General features: G+C 40.7%; 19 protein-coding genes. 9 read left to right on the top strand and 10 right to left on the bottom strand.

Going from position 1 to position 18,420, the window contains the following annotated elements:
- Positions 1 to 83: 83 nt before the first annotated feature.
- The gene (locus tag CWB77_RS09535) at positions 84 to 740 is read left to right on the top strand and encodes a Crp/Fnr family transcriptional regulator (protein WP_008111159.1); all 657 of its coding nucleotides are present in this window, start codon (positions 84 to 86) and stop codon (positions 738 to 740) included.
- A 49-nt stretch (positions 741 to 789) separates the two neighbouring features.
- On the opposite strand, the gene CWB77_RS09540 is transcribed toward CWB77_RS09535, so the two are convergent.
- Together CWB77_RS09540 and pepB are read right to left on the bottom strand one after the other, a co-directional pair.
- A complete protein-coding gene (locus tag CWB77_RS09540) occupies positions 790 to 1,356 on the bottom strand; it encodes a phosphoribosyltransferase (protein WP_010387648.1) in 567 nt (188 codons plus the stop codon).
- Positions 1,357 to 1,531: 175 nt separating this feature from the next.
- A complete protein-coding gene (pepB, locus tag CWB77_RS09545) occupies positions 1,532 to 2,830 on the bottom strand; it encodes an aminopeptidase PepB (protein WP_054201839.1) in 1,299 nt (432 codons plus the stop codon).
- A gap of 144 nt (positions 2,831 to 2,974) precedes the next feature.
- Between pepB and sfsA the strand changes: the two genes are divergently transcribed.
- The 8 genes from sfsA (at position 2,975) to CWB77_RS09585 (ending at position 9,366) form a co-directional block, all read left to right on the top strand.
- A complete protein-coding gene (gene sfsA, locus CWB77_RS09550; protein WP_075169766.1) occupies positions 2,975 to 3,694 on the top strand; it encodes a DNA/RNA nuclease SfsA in 720 nt (239 codons plus the stop codon).
- A 280-nt stretch (positions 3,695 to 3,974) separates the two neighbouring features.
- Positions 3,975 to 4,418, top strand: a complete 444-nt coding sequence (gene dksA / locus CWB77_RS09555; protein ID WP_008111170.1) for an RNA polymerase-binding protein DksA — start codon at positions 3,975 to 3,977, stop codon at positions 4,416 to 4,418.
- Positions 4,419 to 4,430: 12 nt separating this feature from the next.
- Entirely contained in the window at positions 4,431 to 5,327 is an 897-nt protein-coding gene (gene gluQRS, locus CWB77_RS09560) for a tRNA glutamyl-Q(34) synthetase GluQRS (RefSeq protein ID WP_138622504.1), read from the top strand.
- 254 nt (positions 5,328 to 5,581) lie between these two features.
- The gene (gene pcnB / locus CWB77_RS09565) at positions 5,582 to 6,931 is read left to right on the top strand and encodes a polynucleotide adenylyltransferase PcnB (protein ID WP_248529398.1); all 1,350 of its coding nucleotides are present in this window, start codon (positions 5,582 to 5,584) and stop codon (positions 6,929 to 6,931) included.
- Between the two features lie 3 nt (positions 6,932 to 6,934).
- On the top strand, positions 6,935 to 7,420 hold the full coding sequence (folK, locus tag CWB77_RS09570) for a 2-amino-4-hydroxy-6-hydroxymethyldihydropteridine diphosphokinase (protein WP_138622506.1): 486 nt from the start codon (positions 6,935 to 6,937) through the stop codon (positions 7,418 to 7,420).
- A 30-nt stretch (positions 7,421 to 7,450) separates the two neighbouring features.
- A complete protein-coding gene (gene panB / locus CWB77_RS09575) occupies positions 7,451 to 8,245 on the top strand; it encodes a 3-methyl-2-oxobutanoate hydroxymethyltransferase (RefSeq protein WP_138622508.1) in 795 nt (264 codons plus the stop codon).
- Positions 8,245 to 9,093, top strand: a complete 849-nt coding sequence (gene panC, locus CWB77_RS09580) for a pantoate--beta-alanine ligase (RefSeq protein ID WP_055012979.1) — start codon at positions 8,245 to 8,247, stop codon at positions 9,091 to 9,093. Before panB ends, panC begins: the two co-directional genes overlap by 1 nt.
- 30 nt (positions 9,094 to 9,123) lie before the next feature.
- Positions 9,124 to 9,366, top strand: coding sequence for a hypothetical protein (locus CWB77_RS09585; RefSeq protein WP_010387636.1), 243 nt, complete (start codon positions 9,124 to 9,126; stop codon positions 9,364 to 9,366).
- 69 nt (positions 9,367 to 9,435) lie between these two features.
- On the opposite strand, the gene CWB77_RS09590 is transcribed toward CWB77_RS09585, so the two are convergent.
- The 8 genes from CWB77_RS09590 to CWB77_RS09625 all read right to left on the bottom strand — a co-directional run bounded on the left by CWB77_RS09590 (position 9,436) and on the right by CWB77_RS09625 (position 18,418).
- Positions 9,436 to 10,404 (bottom strand): PstS family phosphate ABC transporter substrate-binding protein, encoded by a 969-nt coding sequence (locus tag CWB77_RS09590; protein ID WP_010387635.1) that lies wholly within the window; start codon positions 10,402 to 10,404, stop codon positions 9,436 to 9,438.
- 79 nt (positions 10,405 to 10,483) lie between these two features.
- The gene (gene phoR / locus CWB77_RS09595) at positions 10,484 to 11,830 is read right to left on the bottom strand and encodes a phosphate regulon sensor histidine kinase PhoR (RefSeq protein WP_054201848.1); all 1,347 of its coding nucleotides are present in this window, start codon (positions 11,828 to 11,830) and stop codon (positions 10,484 to 10,486) included.
- A gap of 76 nt (positions 11,831 to 11,906) precedes the next feature.
- Positions 11,907 to 12,596 carry a phosphate regulon transcriptional regulator PhoB gene (gene phoB / locus CWB77_RS09600; RefSeq protein WP_008111196.1) on the bottom strand — a complete coding sequence of 230 codons (690 nt, stop codon included), beginning with the start codon at positions 12,594 to 12,596 and terminating at the stop codon, positions 11,907 to 11,909.
- 628 nt (positions 12,597 to 13,224) lie between these two features.
- Positions 13,225 to 14,289 (bottom strand): class II fructose-bisphosphate aldolase, encoded by a 1,065-nt coding sequence (gene fba / locus CWB77_RS09605; RefSeq protein WP_008111197.1) that lies wholly within the window; start codon positions 14,287 to 14,289, stop codon positions 13,225 to 13,227.
- Between the two features lie 211 nt (positions 14,290 to 14,500).
- Positions 14,501 to 15,676: a phosphoglycerate kinase gene (locus CWB77_RS09610; protein ID WP_138570397.1), complete on the bottom strand. Its 1,176-nt coding sequence runs from the start codon at positions 15,674 to 15,676 to the stop codon at positions 14,501 to 14,503.
- Between the two features lie 49 nt (positions 15,677 to 15,725).
- Positions 15,726 to 16,739, bottom strand: coding sequence for an erythrose-4-phosphate dehydrogenase (gene epd / locus CWB77_RS09615; protein ID WP_010387623.1), 1,014 nt, complete (start codon positions 16,737 to 16,739; stop codon positions 15,726 to 15,728).
- A 174-nt stretch (positions 16,740 to 16,913) separates the two neighbouring features.
- Positions 16,914 to 17,654: an SIMPL domain-containing protein gene (locus tag CWB77_RS09620; RefSeq protein ID WP_138622510.1), complete on the bottom strand. Its 741-nt coding sequence runs from the start codon at positions 17,652 to 17,654 to the stop codon at positions 16,914 to 16,916.
- A gap of 140 nt (positions 17,655 to 17,794) precedes the next feature.
- Positions 17,795 to 18,418: a 3'-5' exonuclease gene (locus CWB77_RS09625; protein ID WP_054201852.1), complete on the bottom strand. Its 624-nt coding sequence runs from the start codon at positions 18,416 to 18,418 to the stop codon at positions 17,795 to 17,797.
- Positions 18,419 to 18,420: the final 2 nt, after the last annotated feature.

The following is an 18,420-nucleotide window of genomic DNA, read 5'->3' on the forward strand; positions in this document are numbered from 1 at the left end:
GGTAAGTTAGCGTAAATTCTTAATCTTAATGCTATCGTCATTAAGGTGTAATAAATAGGACATTTGTCCGAAGAGCATGATTGATGTTTCAATACCATTTTTCCAGTTACCTTGTTGAACAGCTGCTGACATTTGCCGGCAGTAGTTATCAGCAATCAAAAAAAGAAATATTAATACAGCAAGACCAACCACTCACTAAGTTGGTATTGGTGCGAAGTGGTACTGTATCGTTTAGTTACGATGTAGGAAATGGCCGACGCCTGCTACTTGGCCAGCTCGACTGTAATAACACCTTGATTGGCGAAATTGAAGCACTGAATAATAACCCGTGTATTTACACAGTAACTTGCTTCAGTGATGTCACGTATAATCTTATTGAGCTAAAACATTGGCGCTCATTATTGCTCGATAAACCAGAACTGAGCCTATACACGGCGCAAACTATTGCCGCTAAGTTTCAAGAAAATCAAAAAATTAACTTAGATAAACTGTTACTTCCCTTAAGCTACAACATTGCTAAAGACTGTTTATTACGTGCGGAGAATAACAACCCCACTTTATTGCGTGCTTATCCTACGGTAAATGCCGAAGCAGAGCGCTTTGCAACTACTGAGCGTGCATATCGTCGGGTAGTGAGTGAGTTAGTAGAAAAAAACCTAGTGCAACGAAGCACACAAGGGCTGCAAGCTGTCGATATTCCTAAACTCAGTGACTATGTAGATAGCTTTGCACAGCTTTAAAGACAATAAAAAAGGCCATTAAGGCCTTTTTTATTGTGCAAAATCACGTTTATTTTTCAAGTAAAATATCGTGGATTTTAGCTAAATCAGATTTGCCTTCAATAATTTCATCCGGCGTTAACCCTGATAATTCATGCGGGAATACTAACCATTCTTCAGACTCATGAATGTAGTAATCAGGCACTGTATCTACTTTTGAGTTTTTTGGCTTGTAGTATGGACAAGCAATACGAATATCACTCGGTAAGTTTAAGCGCATTAGTTCAGAAAGCTTCTCTTTTAGCGCCACAATACTCCGACCTGAGTCAAACACATCATCCACAATCAATAATGAATCACCCGCATTCGCGTTTTCAACAATGTAGTGTAAACCATGCACTTTGATTTCTTTTGATTGCTTGCCAATACCGTAATAAGACGACGTACGCACCGCAATATGATCGGTCTCTATGCCTTTGTAGTCATAATATTCTTGAACTGCGATCCCGATTGGAGCACCACCGCGCCATATACCAATAATAAAATCTGGACGAAAGCCATCTTTATACACTTGTGCCGCTACGCGGAATGAATCTTCAAGTAATTGTTGAGCCGTGATATAGCACTTTTCTGACATAGTAAGGATCCCAGTGGTATGTATAATATTTGAGCGAGGTTTAAATAAAATAGATGCTCAAACACGTATTGGCGAAGGATTTTACCGTAAATAAAACAAAATTGCTTGTATGGCGGATAAAAAAATAGGCACCTTAAGGTACCTATTTTTTAACTAATTGCTTAATCTGAATTGATTAGGCCTTTTCAAGCAAGGTGCGCGCTACTGTACGCATACCTTGGGTAGTTGCACCTGAAGCCCACTGACTAGTGCCACCACCCATATTAAATGCAGCCGCTAAATCAATGTGTACCCAACCTTTGCCATCGTTTGGCACAAAGCGAGATAAGAAACCTGCTGCATTTGAAGCACCACCATAACCACCGCCTTTTTGTGCACGGCTGTTTGCTGTATCTGCATACGGTGATGGGCAGTTTTGTTGATGCCACTTTTCAAGCGGTAATGGCCAAGCGGCTTCCATTTCTTGTGATGCAAAGTCTTCTACTTCACGCACTAGCTCTTTATCAAGGGCAAATAACGCGTTGTATTCTTGACCAACGGCAACAAGGGCTGCGCCCGTCAATGTTGCTGCATCAATAATAAGTGGTGCACCTGTCTCACCTGCCGCCATAAGGCCATCAGCTAATACTAAACGACCTTCAGCATCTGTGTTTACAATTTCAACGCTTGTGCCATTTTTGTAGGTAAGAATGTCACCTAGTTTGTATGCATGACCGGAAATTAAGTTCTCAGCACAACATAAAAACAACTTAATACGCTTTTCAACACCGCGGTTAATCGCCAATGCTAAACCTGCGGTAACTGTTGCCGCTCCGCCCATGTCGCATTTCATGCCTAACATGCCTTCGCTAGACTTAATTGAGTAACCACCTGAGTCAAACGTAATACCTTTACCTACAAGTGCAGCGCTTACTGGTGCGTTATCATCGCCAGTTGGATTGTAATCAAGCTCAAGTAACACTGGTGGGCGTTCACTACCACGACCTACAGCATGAATACCAATCCATTGCTGCTCTAATAGCGCATCGCCTTTTATTATTTGGTAGCTAACATGTTCTGGTGCCAGTGATTGAATAAATTCAGCCGCTTTTTCTGCTAGGCTCTCTGGATAAATGTCATCGGCGGTGCCGTTAACCATTTCACGTGCCCACGTTGCTGAAGCTTTTAAATCAGCAAGTTCTTTTAAATCAGATTGTGCATTATCAACAAACTCAACACCGTGCAGTACTTTTGGTGATACAAAGCCTTGATAAAATGCCCATTGGCTCTCTGTACACCAAACATCGCCTTCAAGCACAACACTTTTAATACCTTGGCTTGCAATAGTACGACCTGCTTTTTGCACGTTTTTTAATGTTTCTTGCTCAGATAAATGAACCGTTGCGCCGTGTTCGTTAAAAGATAATGACGCACTTTCGCCCCAGTGTCCTGGTGCCGATTGCTCGCTTAATTGAACAACAAATTTTTCACTCATGTTAGAATATCCTTGCACTTAAATGTGTGGTTGAGTTTACTATAGCGCGCTTAAGTTCCCAACTGCTTGCGGTAAATAACCTCAAATAGCCCGTAAAGTCTTATTTTACTTAACCTGAACCCTGGTTATATAAGGAAGTCATTAATGAAGTACACCCCGCCATTACAATCTGCTACGTTATTAAAACGTTACAAACGCTTTTTAGCTGATTTAGAGCTCAGTGATGGCAGCACTTTTACCGCTCACTGTGCTAATACGGGGAAAATGACGGGCTGTGCTGACTCTGGTTTTAATGCCTTTTATTCCACTAGCAGTAACACCAAACGAAAGTACCCACAGTCATTAGAGCTGACGCAAAATAACTTATCACAGCTTATTTGTGTAAATACAGCCGTTGCTAATAAAGTAGTAGAAGAAGCGATTAACGCTGAAGTGATTAAAGAGCTGACAGGCTATCAGCAAGTTCGAAGTGAAGTAAAATATGGCAGTGAAAACAGCCGCATCGACTTTTTACTTACCCACAGCAGTAAAGCCAATTGCTATGTTGAAGTTAAATCAGTCACGCTCCTAAGTGAAGAGCATCCACAAAGCGGGCAAGGTTACTTCCCTGACGCGCAAACAGTTCGTGGGCAAAAGCATATTCGTGAATTAATCGAAATGGTAAAACAAGGGCATCGTGCGGTATTACTATTTGCGGTGCTACATCAAGGGATCACACAAGTGAGTGCAGCGGCACATATAGATTCAACCTATGCACAATTACTTAGCGAAGCGATTGAGCAAGGTGTAGAAGTATTAGCTTATAAAGCCCGTATCTCTGCCAGTGAAGTAACTTTAGTTGAGAAAGTAGCATTTGTTGAGTAAAAAGCGCGCATTTAAACGTTGGTATTTCGCCACGCCCAAAAAATACTTAACCAAAAAGTAAAAATAAGTTGTTTTTATTGTTATTGCCCATATAACTACGCCAGTTTATAAACCAATACTGTGATAAAAAGTATATACAATACTTTTACTACTTTTATATCACCAAACAGGGTTAAGCTAATTCGATTATTTAAAAATAAATTTGCCTAGGGTATGAGTTTCTGTTATTTATACCGCCGGCTAATGCTGAGGCATTAAATTAAGGATTTAGGAGAGAGTTATGCCAGACCAAAAAAGACATGGTTTATTGGCTCAAGCCGGTTTAGAACCATACCAAGAAAAACCGGGTGAAGAGTACATGAATGATGCACAACGTGCTCATTTTAAAACAATTTTAGAAACTTGGCGTAATGATTTACGTAACGAAGTTGATCGTACCAAATCACACATGCAAGATGAAGCTGCTAACTTTCCTGATCCCGTTGACCGCGCAGCACAAGAAGAAGAGTTCTCATTAGAGCTTCGAACGCGTGACCGCGAGCGTAAATTAATTAAAAAAATTGAAAAAACAATTATATTAATTAAAGAAGACGAATTTGGCTTTTGTGAATCTTGTGGTATTGAAATTGGCATTCGCCGCTTAGAAGCGCGCCCTACTGCTGATTTATGTGTAGATTGTAAAACACTTGCTGAAATTAAAGAAAAGCAATCTGGACGCGGCTAATTAATTATAGCCATGTCTTCTACAGCCGTTACTGCGCAAGTATCTAACTATCGCGGCCGATTTGCACCGTCTCCGTCCGGACCGTTACATTTTGGCTCACTTGTGGCGGCTGTAGGTAGCTACCTTGATGCAAAAACTAACCAAGGAAAGTGGTTAGTTCGCATTGAAGATATAGACACCACTCGTGTTGTAAAAGGCGCAGCCACCGATATCCTAAATACCTTAGAAGCCTACAACCTCAATTGGGATGAAAACGTTGTGTATCAAACACAGCGTCTTACTATTTACCAAGATGCCGTTCACTCTCTGTCACAACAACAGCTTATTTATGCCTGCCAATGCTCTCGTAAGCAAATAAAAGCCCTCGGCGGTATTTATCAAGGGCAATGTAAACACAGCCAACTAAGTGAGCAAGGTCATGCCCTACGTTTAACTCAATGCCATGCGACCGTTGATTATAAAGACCTTATTCAAGGACATATTGACATTGATCCAGCTCTCGCTCATGAAGATTACATAATAAAACGTAGTGACGGTTTATTTGCCTATCAACTGGTGGTGGTAATTGATGACATTGAGCAAGGGATCAACCGAATTGTACGAGGCGCTGATTTAATTGAACCGACTGCGCGTCAAATTAGTTTATTTAAACAACTAAATTACCCTATTCCGGAATTTGCTCATTTGCCTTTGGCAGTAGCAAAACCAGGGTTTAAACTGTCTAAGCAAAATTACGCCCCTGCAATTTGCAAACAAAATCCAAAACCAACTTTAATAGCTGTATTTAAATTTTTAGGCTTGCCAGTACATGAGCAACTAATGGATTTAACCTGCGAACAATTACTCGCTTGGGGCGTGGCGCATTTTAACTTAAGCCTTGTTCCTGCTAAGCGCGAAATACAGATTTAACCTCCCTTTACGTATTACGTGGAATTAATTCAAATAAAATCGTTAAAAATGGCTTAATTTCAGCGCTGCAACTTAATTTTTTTACCTTGCTGGTATATGATAGCCGCCTAAATATATGCTAATTACATTAAATGGTAAGAATGACGCTTTAAGTGAATACTTGCTGTGATTTTGATTGCAATAGCGAGCCAATCAACCGCTTCTCTAGGAGACAGACTATTATTTCCAAGCTTTTTCAATTTTGTCGACAAATTATCGGCCCAAGTGCCAATAACGAAAATGTCGCAATCAGCAGTGAGCCGTTAGTGATCCCTAGAGGTGAGCATGGTATTTCTCGCAAACAATTTAGCCCAAATGCAATCAAAGTACTCTACCGCCTAAAAGATGGTGGCTATGATGCTTACTTAGTTGGTGGTTGCATTCGCGATGTATTGTTAGGTCAACAACCTAAAGATTTTGATGTTGTAACCAATGCCACTCCTGAGCAAGTAAAAAAACTGTTTCGTAACTGTCGCTTAATTGGTCGTCGCTTTCGTTTAGCGCACATTGTTTTTGGCCGTGAGATTATTGAAGTGGCTACAATGCGCGGCCATCACGAAGCACAAGAAGATAAAAATCAAATTAGTCAGTCAAGTGAGCACGGGCAACTTCTTCGCGATAACGTATTTGGCAGTATTGAAGAAGATGCAGAACGTCGTGATTTTTCAATCAACGCTTTGTACTACTCAATTAATGATTTTTGTGTTTACGATTACGCAAATGGCTTAGCCGCTATCAAAGCAAAACAAATTGAGTTAATTGGCGATCCTGAAACACGCTACCGTGAAGATCCGGTACGTATGCTCCGCGCAGTGCGCTTTGCCACTAAGTTAGATATGCAAATAGCATCAGCAAGCGAAAAACCGATTACCGAATTAGCGAGCTTACTTGATAATATTCCGCCAGCGCGTTTATTTGAAGAAATACTCAAGCTATTTTTAAACGGCAAAGCACAGCAAAACTTTATAATGCTACGTCAGTACGGCTTATTTAAATCGTTATTTCCTGAGCTAGACCGTATTTTAGATAAAAACCCAGGCGGACTTGAAGAAACCTTCATAAAGCAGATGTTTGCAAACACCGACATACGTATTAATGCAGATAAGAAAGTAACTCCTGCATTCGTATTTGCAGCATTATTGTGGTTCCCACTGATTGAACGAACTGAAAAAATTCGACGCCAAGAGCAACTTTCAGAATACGATGCATTTGCTCAGGCAATTAATAAAGTACTTAGTGAGAATGCTCAACATATTGCCGTACCAAAACGCTTTACTTTAGGTGCTCGTGATATTTGGCATATTCAACAACGCTTAGATAAACGTGCTGGCCAACGTGCCTATCGTTTAACACAGCAGCCGCGCTTTAAAGCCGCTTATGATTTTTTACTATTGCGTGTTGATGCTGGTGAAACTGAGCATACAGAGCTGGCACAGTGGTGGACACAGTACTTAGGCCAAGATATTAATGGCCAAAAAGAAATGGTGCGAGAGCTTGGTCATCAAGGCGGTCCAAAACCACGTAAGCGACCTCGCCGTCGTACCACAAAAAAACCTACTGAGTAAATAATGCAACGTGTCTATTTGGGGTTCGGTGCAAACCTTAACAACCCTATTAAACAACTTGATAACGCTGTTATTGCACTTAAAAGCTTGCCAAGCAGCGAGTTTATAGCCTGCTCGCATTATTATGCGAGCAAGCCTATGGGACCACAAGATCAACCCGATTATGTGAATGCTGTCGCCTGTATTAACACTTCACTTGAGCCAGAGCAACTGCTTGATTTAACCCAAGCCATTGAGCTGGAACATGGGCGAGTTAGAAAGGCCGAGCGCTGGGGCGCACGCACATTGGATATTGATATTTTATTATTTGGTGAACACACTTTAAATACCGAACGTTTAACCGTACCTCATTACGGATTAACTGAGCGAGAATTTGTTGTTTACCCACTGCAAGAAATTGCACCGGAACTGATTTTACCTAGCGGCGCATCTATCCAACAGATAGCAAATACCCTACCGCTTAACGACTTACAACAATTACCACGGTAATTAATTAAGGCCATTGTCTGCGAGAATATTATGTCTAAAATAACCGTTTCAACTTTGAATAAAATGAAGGCTGAAAGTAATAAGATCACTGCGTTAACAGCATACGATGCTAGTTTTGCTAAGTTATTTCATGATAACGGCGTTGATGTTGTTTTAGTTGGTGATTCTTTGGGTATGGTATTACAAGGTGGCGACGACACCTTAGCGGTTACAAACCAAGAAATTGCCTACCATACTCGCTGTGTGCGCGCGGGAAGCCGTGACTTATTTGTTATAGCTGACTTACCGTTTATGACCTACGCAAACCCAAGCGACGCATGTAAAAATGCTGCAGAGCTGATGCGTGCTGGTGCTAATATGGTCAAACTTGAAGGCGGTGAATGGCTGTACGACAGTATTAAATCGCTTACCCAACAAGGTATCCCGGTATGTGGCCATTTGGGGCTTACACCGCAATCAGTGCATGTATTCGGTGGTTTTAAAATCCAAGGCCGTGAAGAAGCTCAAGCACAAAAAATTATTGCCGATGCAAAAGCATTAGAAGCGGCAGGCGCACAATTACTGGTGCTTGAATGTATTCCAAGTGCCTTAGCAAAACGCGTTACAGAGTCATTGAGCATCCCTACAATCGGTATTGGTGCAGGTAATGTAACCGATGGTCAAATTTTGGTGATGCACGACTTGGTGGGCATTTCTGCAGGTTATATTCCTAAATTTTCAAAAAACTTTTTACTCGAAACAGGCAATATGCCTGCTGCTGTTAAAAAGTATTGTAACGATGTCAAAAACGGCGTATTCCCAAGCGCTGAACACGAGTTTAAATAATGCAGTCAATCACTGAAATTAAATCATTACGCAGTCAAGTTAAAGCTTGGCGCCAGGCCGGTTTAAGCGTGGCGCTTGTGCCTACTATGGGTAATCTACACCGTGGTCATTTTTCACTGGTAGAAAAAGCAAAAACACTGGCCGACAAAGTGGTCGTGAGTATTTTTGTTAACCCAATGCAATTTGGCGCTAACGAAGATTTAGACAGCTATCCGCGTACTCTAGATGCTGATAAACAAGGGTTAGCCGATCTTGAAACAGATATTTTGTTTATCCCCAGTGTAGAAACTATTTATCCTAATGGTTTAGGCGCGCAAAGCTTTGTTGATGTGCCTGGTATTTCAATGGGGTATTGTGGCGGTTCACGCCCAGGTCACTTTAAAGGCGTAGCAACTGTTGTTACTAAGCTATTTAATTTAGTACAACCTGATTACGCTTGTTTTGGTGAAAAAGACTTTCAGCAGCTACAAGTTGTTAAAACTATGGCCACTGATTTATCGATACCAGTAGAAATTATTGGTGTACCCACCATGCGTGAAGTTAGCGGCCTTGCCATGAGCTCTCGTAATGGGTATTTATCAACTGAGGAAAGACAAACCGCCCCTGTTTTATTTAACACCTTAAAACACTGTGCGCAGCAACTAAAAAACGGTAATAAAGACTTTGCCACACTGGAAAGTGAAGCGAAGAGCGCATTAGAAGACGCGGGCCTAAAACCAGATTATTTTTCGATAGCTCAACGAGATACATTAAAAGCTGCTACACTCGAAGATACACGATTTGTAATTTTAGCTGCCGCCTTTTTAGGTAGTGTTAGATTAATCGACAATATTCAGGTTGAAGTTTAATACTGGTGTGGCCTCATTTTAAGGATAAGCATGAAAACTTTTATTAAAACTAGCCTCGTGGCTTTTTCGTTTGCAGTTGTTGCTGGCTGCCAGAGCCAAGCGGGTAATCCAGCACTTAATCAATGTGCTCAACAAAGTTATCAATGTGAAACCAGCTGTGAGCAGCAAACAACCACCGATAGTCTTAAATCGCAGGTTTGCTCATCAAAATGTATTGAGGCTTACAATCAATGCAAAGTGCAAGCTGAAAACTTAGGTAAAGCAACGAACTAAATAATTTTAAGTAAAACAAAAAACCGCTCATTGAGCGGTTTTTTATTATTTACTTTGGTTGCTAGCTGCTTATTTCAAACCTAACTTTTTAAGCTCTAATTCAACTAACTTTGCAGAAAGTGGCACATAACCATCTTTTTCTACAATTTTTTGACCGTCTTGAGAAAGTACCATCTTTAAAAACTCAGCTTCAACTGGGCCAAGTGGCTTATTTGGGTGTTTATTTACATAAACATATAAGAAACGTGACAGTGGGTATTTACCTTGTGCTACGTTTTCAAGCGTGGCATCAACAAAGTTAGTGCCTTTTTTAGATAACGGAACAGTACGCACACCCGATGTTTTATAACCAATGCCAGAGTAACCAATCGCATTTAATGACGCTGAAATTGACTGTACAACAGAAGCCGAGCCCGGTTGCTCGTTCACGTTATTACGGAAATCACCTTTACATAACGCTTTCTTTTTAAAGTAACCGTAAGTACCTGATACTGAGTTACGTCCGTATAATTGCACGTCTTTTGCAGCCCAATCACCTTCTAGACCAACATCACTCCAGCGATTTACTTGCTCTGATGCACCACATTTACGAGTTGATGAGAAAATAGCATCGATTTGATCAATGCGTAGTCCTTCGATTGGGTTATCTTTGTGTACAAATACTGCCAACGCATCAATTGCTACTCGCACTTGTGTTGGTTTGTAGCCATGACGCTTTTCAAATGCTTCAATTTCTTTTGACTTCATTGCACGGCTCATTGGACCTAAATTAGCCGTACCTTCTGTTAGTGCTGGTGGCGCAGTAGACGAACCTGCCGCTTGAATTTGAATATTTACATTTGGATAAATGCGCTTATATTCTTCAGCCCAAAAGGTCATCATGTTGGCTAATGTGTCAGACCCTACCGATGAAAAGTTACCTGATACACCGCTAATTTTTTGATACTCAGGAATACCGTCTTCTAATGCAACCGCTTGTGCAGATACAAATGTTGTAACAGCCACACCCATTGCGGCAACTAAGTTTTTAAATTTCATTTTGGGGTTCTCCAGTTTGTTCGTCCCATTTCCTAACTGCGGTTCACTCTAAAGTGAGTACATGACAATGGTGTGACTCTTAAATGACACTTTTATGACTACTTGTGTTGCTTGCTACTAATGGCGAAATAACGATAAGTCTATCGCTTGAAAACGCGAAAGAAAAACAAGAACCTTTACCCAGCTCGCTGTGAATTTTTAATTGACTACCATGGCGAGTAAGCACATGCTTGGTAATAGCTAAACCTAAGCCTGAGCCACCTGTGGTGCGGCTTCTGGCTTTATCTACTCGATAAAAACGCTCAGTTAACCGGTTAATATGCTCAGGTGCAATACCATCACCATTATCGGTAACACTAAAACATGCTTGTTCATTATTGCGCTGCCAAAGTACCTCAATTTTACCGCCTGGTTTAGTATAATGAATGGCATTAAATACTAAATTTGAAAAGGCACTTCTAAGTTCATCCTCAGCTCCGGTAATATCAAGCGATGCATCAATCTTAAAAATAAGTTGATGGCCTTTGTCTTGATTAATTGATTGCGCTTCTGTTTCAATTAAGTTTAATAATCGTGGCACATTCACCGCTTTGTCATTACTGTGTCGCTTTCCCCCTTCGATGCGCGATAACGACAACAGCTGATTCACTAAGCTATCCATACGCTTACATTGCTCTAGCATAGTAGTTTGTGCTTTATTCCACATTGCAGGCGGGGGAAGTGAATCACTATCGAGCATTTCAAGGTAGCCGGTAACAACAGTTAAAGGGGTTCTAAGCTCATGAGAGACGTTCGCTACAAAGTCTTTACGCATCTGCTCAAGTTGCTTTAAGCGAGTAACATCGCGTACCACTACCAACAACTGTGTATTGGCATAAGGCATCACCCTAAACTCAAGAACTTGCTCAACACTGTGGCCACTTTCAAGCTCCAGAGCATCGCTAAACTCTTTACGACGCATATATTTAGCAAATTTAGGATCGCGAATTAAGTTATCTAAACGCTGACCATGATCAACCGGCCACTGTAACCCTAGCACTTTGAGTGCAAGCTGATTACACCACACAATTGATAAGTCGTTTTGTAGCACAACAACGGCATCGGGTACGGCCTCAGCGCCGTCACGAAAACGCCGTATTAGTTCTGCCAACTCATTACGCTTTTTACGATTACGGTGCTGCAGCTGATAAATACCTTCAAATACTTGCTCCCACGACCCTTCCCCTTCAGGCGGGTTAAAGCTGCGTTGATTATGCAGCCAGTCACTTAAGCGATAAAGCTGGTGGTAATGCCACATAAGTAGCGAAAAAGCACCCAAAAACAACATCAAAAATGGGGCACCAATAAGCACCCCAATTAAAAGCAAAGGTATAAAATAGACAAACAGCCGTTTGGTTAACGCCTGCTTGTTAATAACTCGATACATACACGCTCTTTACCTTATAAACACTAGCAGAAGTTTGACTGTGCTAGGTTAATAGATTGTGACTTACGAAGTAAACTTATAATTTACTCGAAAAGCGATAACCAGCACCGCGAACTGTTTGAACTAAACGGTCATGTCCAAGCGTAGCAATTGCTTTACGCAGGCGACGGATATGAACATCTACAGTTCTGTCTTCAACATAAACGTTAGTACCCCATACATGATCAAGTAATTGCTCTCGGCTATATACACGCTCAGGGTGGGTCATAAAAAAGTGTAACAGTCTAAACTCCGTTGGCCCCATATCTAGCTCACTGCCACCTGAGGTCACACGATGCGAAATAGGATCTAAACGTAAGCCATGTACTTCAATGGCCTCTTCAAGTGAGGTAGGAGCAACACGACGAATAACCGCTTTAATACGCGCCATTAACTCTTTAGGTGAAAACGGTTTTGTAACGTAATCATCAGCACCGACTTCTAAACCGCGTATTTTATCTTCTTCTTCGCCGCGGGCTGTCAGCATAATGATAGGAATTTGGCGTGTGTGTTCATTTTGTTTGAATTTTTTAGCGATTTGAATTCCACTACCGCCAGGTAGCATCCAATCGAGTAACACCATATCTGGATAAGGTTCAACCATTGCTGATATCGCAGAATCATAATCTTCTGCCTCAATGGCTTGAAACCCATTTTGTTCTAAAACAAAAACCAACATTTCCCTGATAGGTGCTTCGTCATCAACGACTAATACTTTACGTGACATTCCAATTTATCTCTTAGGCTATTGAGTAGGTTTCATTATTATGACTAAGTATGACATTTTTATTAAAGTGTAACGTCTAAATTAAAATGAGTGTAAAAAAAACACAAAATAGTGACAAAAAATAGAATTTGTCATATTTTTATCATCTTGAGCAGTAATAAAAAAGCGGTTTGCAGTAAAAAGAATCAATCATTAAAGTCACTATTTATGGTATCAACATGGGATCATCAAATTACTAACTAGCATCAATTTTCACGCTTAATAATAAAAGTTAGCACCTGCTTAACAGTGTTTAGATCAGGCTTATTATGATCTTAAATGCTGGGATCAGAGTTTTATCAAGCAGATCCCTTTACGGATCACTATTTTACCCACCAACAAAGCTAAACCAATGATTTTTTGTATGTTTTGTGCTCACTCTTTATAATGCGTAACACTCAAAAGTTTAAAATACGTCACTTTAAGCCTTTTACTTAGTAAAGTAATGATCCCAGATATGACAAGTTAGTAATCGAGTGATCCCTAATTAATAACTAGGTAAAATACTGATCCCTCATAGATCAAAAAAGCCAGCGCAAACGCAACTGGCTTTTTGAATGAGTGCAATAATATCGCTATTATTGGTCCATTACTTTATTTTTGGGTTTAACTCACCGCTTAAGTATTTAAGGTGCATTTCATCTAATGAAATTGGCTTAATTTTACTTGCTTGACCCGCTGTACCAAACGCTTCGTAACGAGCGATACAAATATCAGTCATTGCTTGGGTTGCAGCAGCTAAAAACTTACGTGGGTCGAAGTTAGACGGGTTCATCGCTAAATGACGACGAATCGCACCGGTAGACGCTAAACGTAAGTCAGTATCAATGTTTACCTTACGCACACCATATTTAATACCTTCAACGATTTGCTCAACTGGCACGCCGTAAGTTTCTGGAATTTCGCCACCGTATTGGTTGATCACTTCTAACCACTCTTGTGGAACAGAAGACGAACCATGCATTACTAAGTGGGTATTTGGTATACGCGCGTGAATTTCTTTAATACGATCAATTGCTAAAATGTCATCGGTTGGTGGACGAGTAAATTTGTAGGCACCGTGTGATGTACCACAGGCAATAGCCAGCGCATCAACATGGGTTTTATTTACAAAGTCTGCCGCTTCTTCTGGATTTGTTAGCATTTGCTCAGTGGTAAGTTTACCCTCAGCGCCAACACCATCTTCTTCACCCGCTTCACCAGTTTCAAGTGAACCTAATACACCTAGCTCACCCTCTACAGATACGCCACACGCATGCGCCATTTCAACTGTTTTACGTGTTACATCAACGTTATAATCGTAGCTTGAAGGTGTTTTACCATCGCTCATTAATGAGCCATCCATCATTACTGATGAAAAACCTAGCTGAATTGAACGCTGACATACACCCGGTGATGTACCATGATCCTGATGCATAACCACTGGAATATGTGGCCATTCTTCAACTGCCGCTAAAATCATATGACGAATAAAAGGTGCACCGGCATACGCACGTGCGCCCGCAGAACCTTGTACAATAACTGGGCTGTTTGTTTTATCAGCCGCTTCCATAATTGCACGCATTTGCTCTTGGTTATTTACATTAAACGCGGGTACACCGTAACCATGCTCTGCGGCATGATCAAGAAGTTGTCGCATACTGATTAAAGCCATTGGGTATTCTCCAATTTATCGGTAGTTATTTTACTACCTAGTTTGAACGGATTTGTTAGTTTGGCGCAATCACTGCGCCATGAATTAAAAGGTATATGACCTAAAATTCATATTATTAACGACTAAATAAAAGTGAGAGGTATTTACTCGTTAATTGTAGCAGATGTGGGATTAGCACATCTGCTTTACGGCTAGCTAATACCCTAAGGTATTATTTAGCGCGTGATTCTAGCATTGCAACTGCAGGTAGTTTTTTGCCTTCTAAAAACTCTAAGAACGCACCACCACCAGTAGAAATATACGATACTTTATCACTAATGCCATACTTATCAATTGCCGCTAGGGTGTCACCACCACCAGCAATAGAAAATGCGTTTGAATCAGCAATCGCTTTTGCAATAGCGCGAGTGCCATTACCAAATTGATCAAACTCAAACACACCCACTGGGCCATTCCATACAACAGTGCCCGCATTAGCAATAATTTTTGCAAGTTGATTAGCGGTATCAGGGCCAATATCAAAAATCATATCGTCGCTGGTGACTTCACTTACATCTTTAAGTGTGGCTACAGCTGACTCTGAAAACTCATTACCCACAACAACATCTGTCGGTACCGGTATTTCGCCATCGTTGGCTTTCGCTGCAGCGCATAAACGATTTGCTTCATCCATTAAATCAGCCTCATAAAGTGACTTACCTACAGGATGACCAGCAGCTGCAATAAAGGTATTGGCAATACCACCGCCGGTAACAAGCTGATCGACAATTTTAGATAACGAATCAAGTACGGTTAATTTAGTGGATACTTTAGAACCACCCACAATCGCCACCAACGGACGGGCTGGGTTATCAAGTGCTTTGCCTAAGGCGTCTAGTTCAGCCGATAATAATGGGCCGGCACACGCTACATCAGCAAACAGACCCACACCATGGGTTGACGCTTGTGCGCGATGCGCAGTACCAAAGGCATCCATTACGTAAACATCACATAATGCAGCGAGTTGCTTTGATAAGGCTTCGTCGTCTTTTTTCTCGCCTTTGTTAAAACGTACGTTTTCAAAAACAACTACTTCATTATCTGCAACATCAACGCCGTTTAAGTAATCTTTTTCTAGGCGAACAGTTTGCTCAAGTGCATCATTTAAGTAATCAACAACGGGTGCTAATGAAAATTCGTCTTCGTATTGCCCTTCCGTAGGACGGCCTAGGTGTGACATAACCATCACTTTTGCACCTTTTTCTAGCGCAAGTTTGATAGTAGGTAGTGCAGCACGAATACGTGCGTCTGACGTCACTTTACCTGCTTTAACGGGTACATTTAAATCTTCACGAATTAATACACGCTTGCCGTTTAAATCTAAATCTGCCATTTTTATGACCGACATGAACATCTCCTTAGTTAACGATACTGAACCAATAAATACGTTTTAAATATTACTTAAATGCCATCATAGCACGAGCGGTATCAAGCATGCGATTCGCAAACCCCCACTCATTATCACACCAAACTAGTAATTTTATCAGCCGTTTATGACTAACACGTGTCTGTGTGCCATCAATAATACAAGAATGGGGATCGTGGTTAAAATCAACCGACACCAGCGGCTCTTCGGTGTAACTTAAAATACCCTCAAGCCTATCTTTAGCTTGTGCTTTAAGCGCACTATTAACCGCACTTAAATCTACATCGGTATTTACCGTGACACTTAAATCCATGGCGGTCACATTAATAGTCGGTACACGAACGGCAATGGCCTCAAAGCGGCCTTTAAATTTAGGTAAAATACGGTCGATACCACGGGCTAATTTTGTGTCTACCGGAATAATAGATTGGCTGGCGGCACGAGTTCGGCGTAAATCATGGTGATACGCATCAATCACTTGCTGATCGTTCATTGACGCATGAATAGTTGTAATAGCGCCAGACTCAATACCAAAGGCATCATCGAGTACTTTAATAACAGGAACAACGCAGTTGGTGGTACACGAACCATTAGAGACAATAGTATGCTCGTTTTTCAACTCATCGTCGTTTATGCCATATACAATGGTGGCATCTACATCATTATCAGCAGGATGGGAAAACAACACTTTTTTAGCACCTGCGGCAATATGTAACTGTGCATGCTCACGTGAGTGGTACACGCCAGTACATTCAAGTACCACGTCAACATCTAGCGTTTGCCACGGTAATTCAACTGGATTTTCTTCACAAAATAACGCAATGGTGTCATCAGCAACGCTGATAGTGTCTTCACCTAGTTTAACTGGAAAAGTAAAACGACCATGAGAGGTGTCGTATTTTAATAAATGGGCAATAGCTTCAGGGTCGGCTAGTTCGTTAATTGCAACAATTTTGATCTCGTCGCTTAAGCCTGATTCGTATAGTGCACGGACAATATTTCGACCAATACGACCAAAACCATTAATTGCAAGTTTGATTGCCATGAAATATAAAATCCACTCTAGTTACGTACAGAGAAAGGCAGCGTCGCCTTTTAGATGGCGGTATTGTAATCGACCTTGCCTGTGATTATAAGAGCCAAGCATTAGAAACTTTAAATTAACGCCATAATCAACACGCAATGCGCTTTTACTTTTAACTCGGCTTTGCGATATTTGCTATTTTAGTTTTAAATCAAACACCACATTTATTGATGCTTTAACGCTTATTCTTGCACCTAAATATTGCTGCTGCGTAAATGGGTTCTCGTTATTTCTAGCAGCCATGCTATTTCTGTGGCTAGATAAAACAATGTGCTTAACACCGCTCGCGTCGTAATCTGAGCTACTAGAATTTGAACTAATACTATAAACGTTGCCAAGTTCAGCACCAAAAGACTGAGCGAGCTTATTTCCCTTCGCTTTTGCGTTATCAATTGCTAGTTGTGTTGCCTCTGCCTCTAACTGCGTGGCCTTGGAGGATAAACCATTAATTTTTTTGATATTGTCTATTTGTAAGCGTTGAGCAAAATCAATAAATTCATCGACTTTTTTAATATCTTTCAATGTGACTTTAACTGTTTTCAGAGCTAAATAATTATCGCTTAAAGCAACCCCAGATTCTGTACCAACCTTAGTGTATACCTTGCTTTTTAAACCCGATATATGAACATCGCCTTGGCCAAAATCATATTTATCTAATTCTTCAAGTAACACGCTGATCCGGCCATCAAGGTCACGTTTAGCTTCAAGTAATGTATCTTCAATGCTTTTTACTTCAAATATAATTTGAGCCATATCTGGCTCAACTAATACCTCAGCTGTGCCATGTACAGAAATATGACGATTAGTTGGCACGCTTGAATTAGCAAAAGTAATAAGAGGGCATAAGGTAATAAAAATAGCGGTGATAAGTTTCATATTCGTTCCTTGAATTTTTAATAAAATACGCGTTCCCATAATTATACAAACAAGAATAAAAGTAAACTGCATGCAATTAAGCTTAGTGCATACTTTATAGTTGGGTTTCTTATAGTTGGGTTTCGCTGTCCTTAACCAACCTACGTTAGATCCCCTACTTTAAGTTCTTTACCGGCGCCTATTTGATGGCATTGGGCTAATAACAATTCAGCAGTGGCTTGTGCATCGGTAAGCGCATGATGGCAATGATAGCTTGGTAAATCGTAGCGATTACGGCATTCATTTAAGGTTAAATCATCTAATTTTATATCGCTTGCGTGTTGCAGTAAGCGCTTTTTTTCTATTTGTAAGGTATCGATGATCAGCTTAGGCCGCTGGGTGATCCCTGCATTTTTTAGTGCTAACTTTAAAAAGCCCCAGTCGAGCATGGCATTATGAAATACTAAAATGCAGTCACTAAAGTGAGCGCTTAAAGACATTAAAATACTCTGTAGGCTTTGCCCTTGTGCCACCGAGTCAGTACTAATGCCGTGAAAAACAGGGCTTTGCTCTAGACTTTTAACCTCTTTATTAACGATATGCTGCGATTGACTGTTTTTGATACATTGATTCTCAATCAGTACCCAAGCAACCGAGACAATTTCATGTTGTTTAGGATCAAGCCCTGTTAATTCCAAATCAATCACTAAATAACGTTGCTTTAAAGCACTTTGCGCAAGCAAATGACGACGCTTTAAGTATCGCGTAATAAGCAGCTTAACCATTA

Origin of the sequence: Pseudoalteromonas sp. S1610, assembly GCF_005887465.1 — a bacterium.
GTDB classification, from domain to species: domain Bacteria; phylum Pseudomonadota; class Gammaproteobacteria; order Enterobacterales; family Alteromonadaceae; genus Pseudoalteromonas; species Pseudoalteromonas undina.

Bases quoted from the DNA above. Each gene is read 5' to 3' on its own strand.
- CWB77_RS09535 (WP_008111159.1), top strand. From the start codon at position 84: ATGTTTCAATACCATTTTTCCAGTTACCTTGTTGAACAGCTGCTGACA.
- CWB77_RS09540 (WP_010387648.1), bottom strand. From the start codon at position 1,356: ATGTCAGAAAAGTGCTATATCACGGCTCAACAATTACTTGAAGATTCA.
- pepB (WP_054201839.1), bottom strand. From the start codon at position 2,830: ATGAGTGAAAAATTTGTTGTTCAATTAAGCGAGCAATCGGCACCAGGA.
- sfsA (WP_075169766.1), top strand. From the start codon at position 2,975: ATGAAGTACACCCCGCCATTACAATCTGCTACGTTATTAAAACGTTAC.
- dksA (WP_008111170.1), top strand. From the start codon at position 3,975: ATGCCAGACCAAAAAAGACATGGTTTATTGGCTCAAGCCGGTTTAGAA.
- gluQRS (WP_138622504.1), top strand. From the start codon at position 4,431: ATGTCTTCTACAGCCGTTACTGCGCAAGTATCTAACTATCGCGGCCGA.
- folK (WP_138622506.1), top strand. From the start codon at position 6,935: ATGCAACGTGTCTATTTGGGGTTCGGTGCAAACCTTAACAACCCTATT.
- panB (WP_138622508.1), top strand. From the start codon at position 7,451: ATGTCTAAAATAACCGTTTCAACTTTGAATAAAATGAAGGCTGAAAGT.
- panC (WP_055012979.1), top strand. From the start codon at position 8,245: ATGCAGTCAATCACTGAAATTAAATCATTACGCAGTCAAGTTAAAGCT.
- CWB77_RS09585 (WP_010387636.1), top strand. From the start codon at position 9,124: ATGAAAACTTTTATTAAAACTAGCCTCGTGGCTTTTTCGTTTGCAGTT.
- CWB77_RS09590 (WP_010387635.1), bottom strand. From the start codon at position 10,404: ATGAAATTTAAAAACTTAGTTGCCGCAATGGGTGTGGCTGTTACAACA.
- phoR (WP_054201848.1), bottom strand. From the start codon at position 11,830: ATGTATCGAGTTATTAACAAGCAGGCGTTAACCAAACGGCTGTTTGTC.
- phoB (WP_008111196.1), bottom strand. From the start codon at position 12,596: ATGTCACGTAAAGTATTAGTCGTTGATGACGAAGCACCTATCAGGGAA.
- fba (WP_008111197.1), bottom strand. From the start codon at position 14,289: ATGGCTTTAATCAGTATGCGACAACTTCTTGATCATGCCGCAGAGCAT.
- CWB77_RS09610 (WP_138570397.1), bottom strand. From the start codon at position 15,676: ATGTCGGTCATAAAAATGGCAGATTTAGATTTAAACGGCAAGCGTGTA.
- epd (WP_010387623.1), bottom strand. From the start codon at position 16,739: ATGGCAATCAAACTTGCAATTAATGGTTTTGGTCGTATTGGTCGAAAT.
- CWB77_RS09620 (WP_138622510.1), bottom strand. From the start codon at position 17,654: ATGAAACTTATCACCGCTATTTTTATTACCTTATGCCCTCTTATTACT.
- CWB77_RS09625 (WP_054201852.1), bottom strand. From the start codon at position 18,418: ATGGTTAAGCTGCTTATTACGCGATACTTAAAGCGTCGTCATTTGCTT.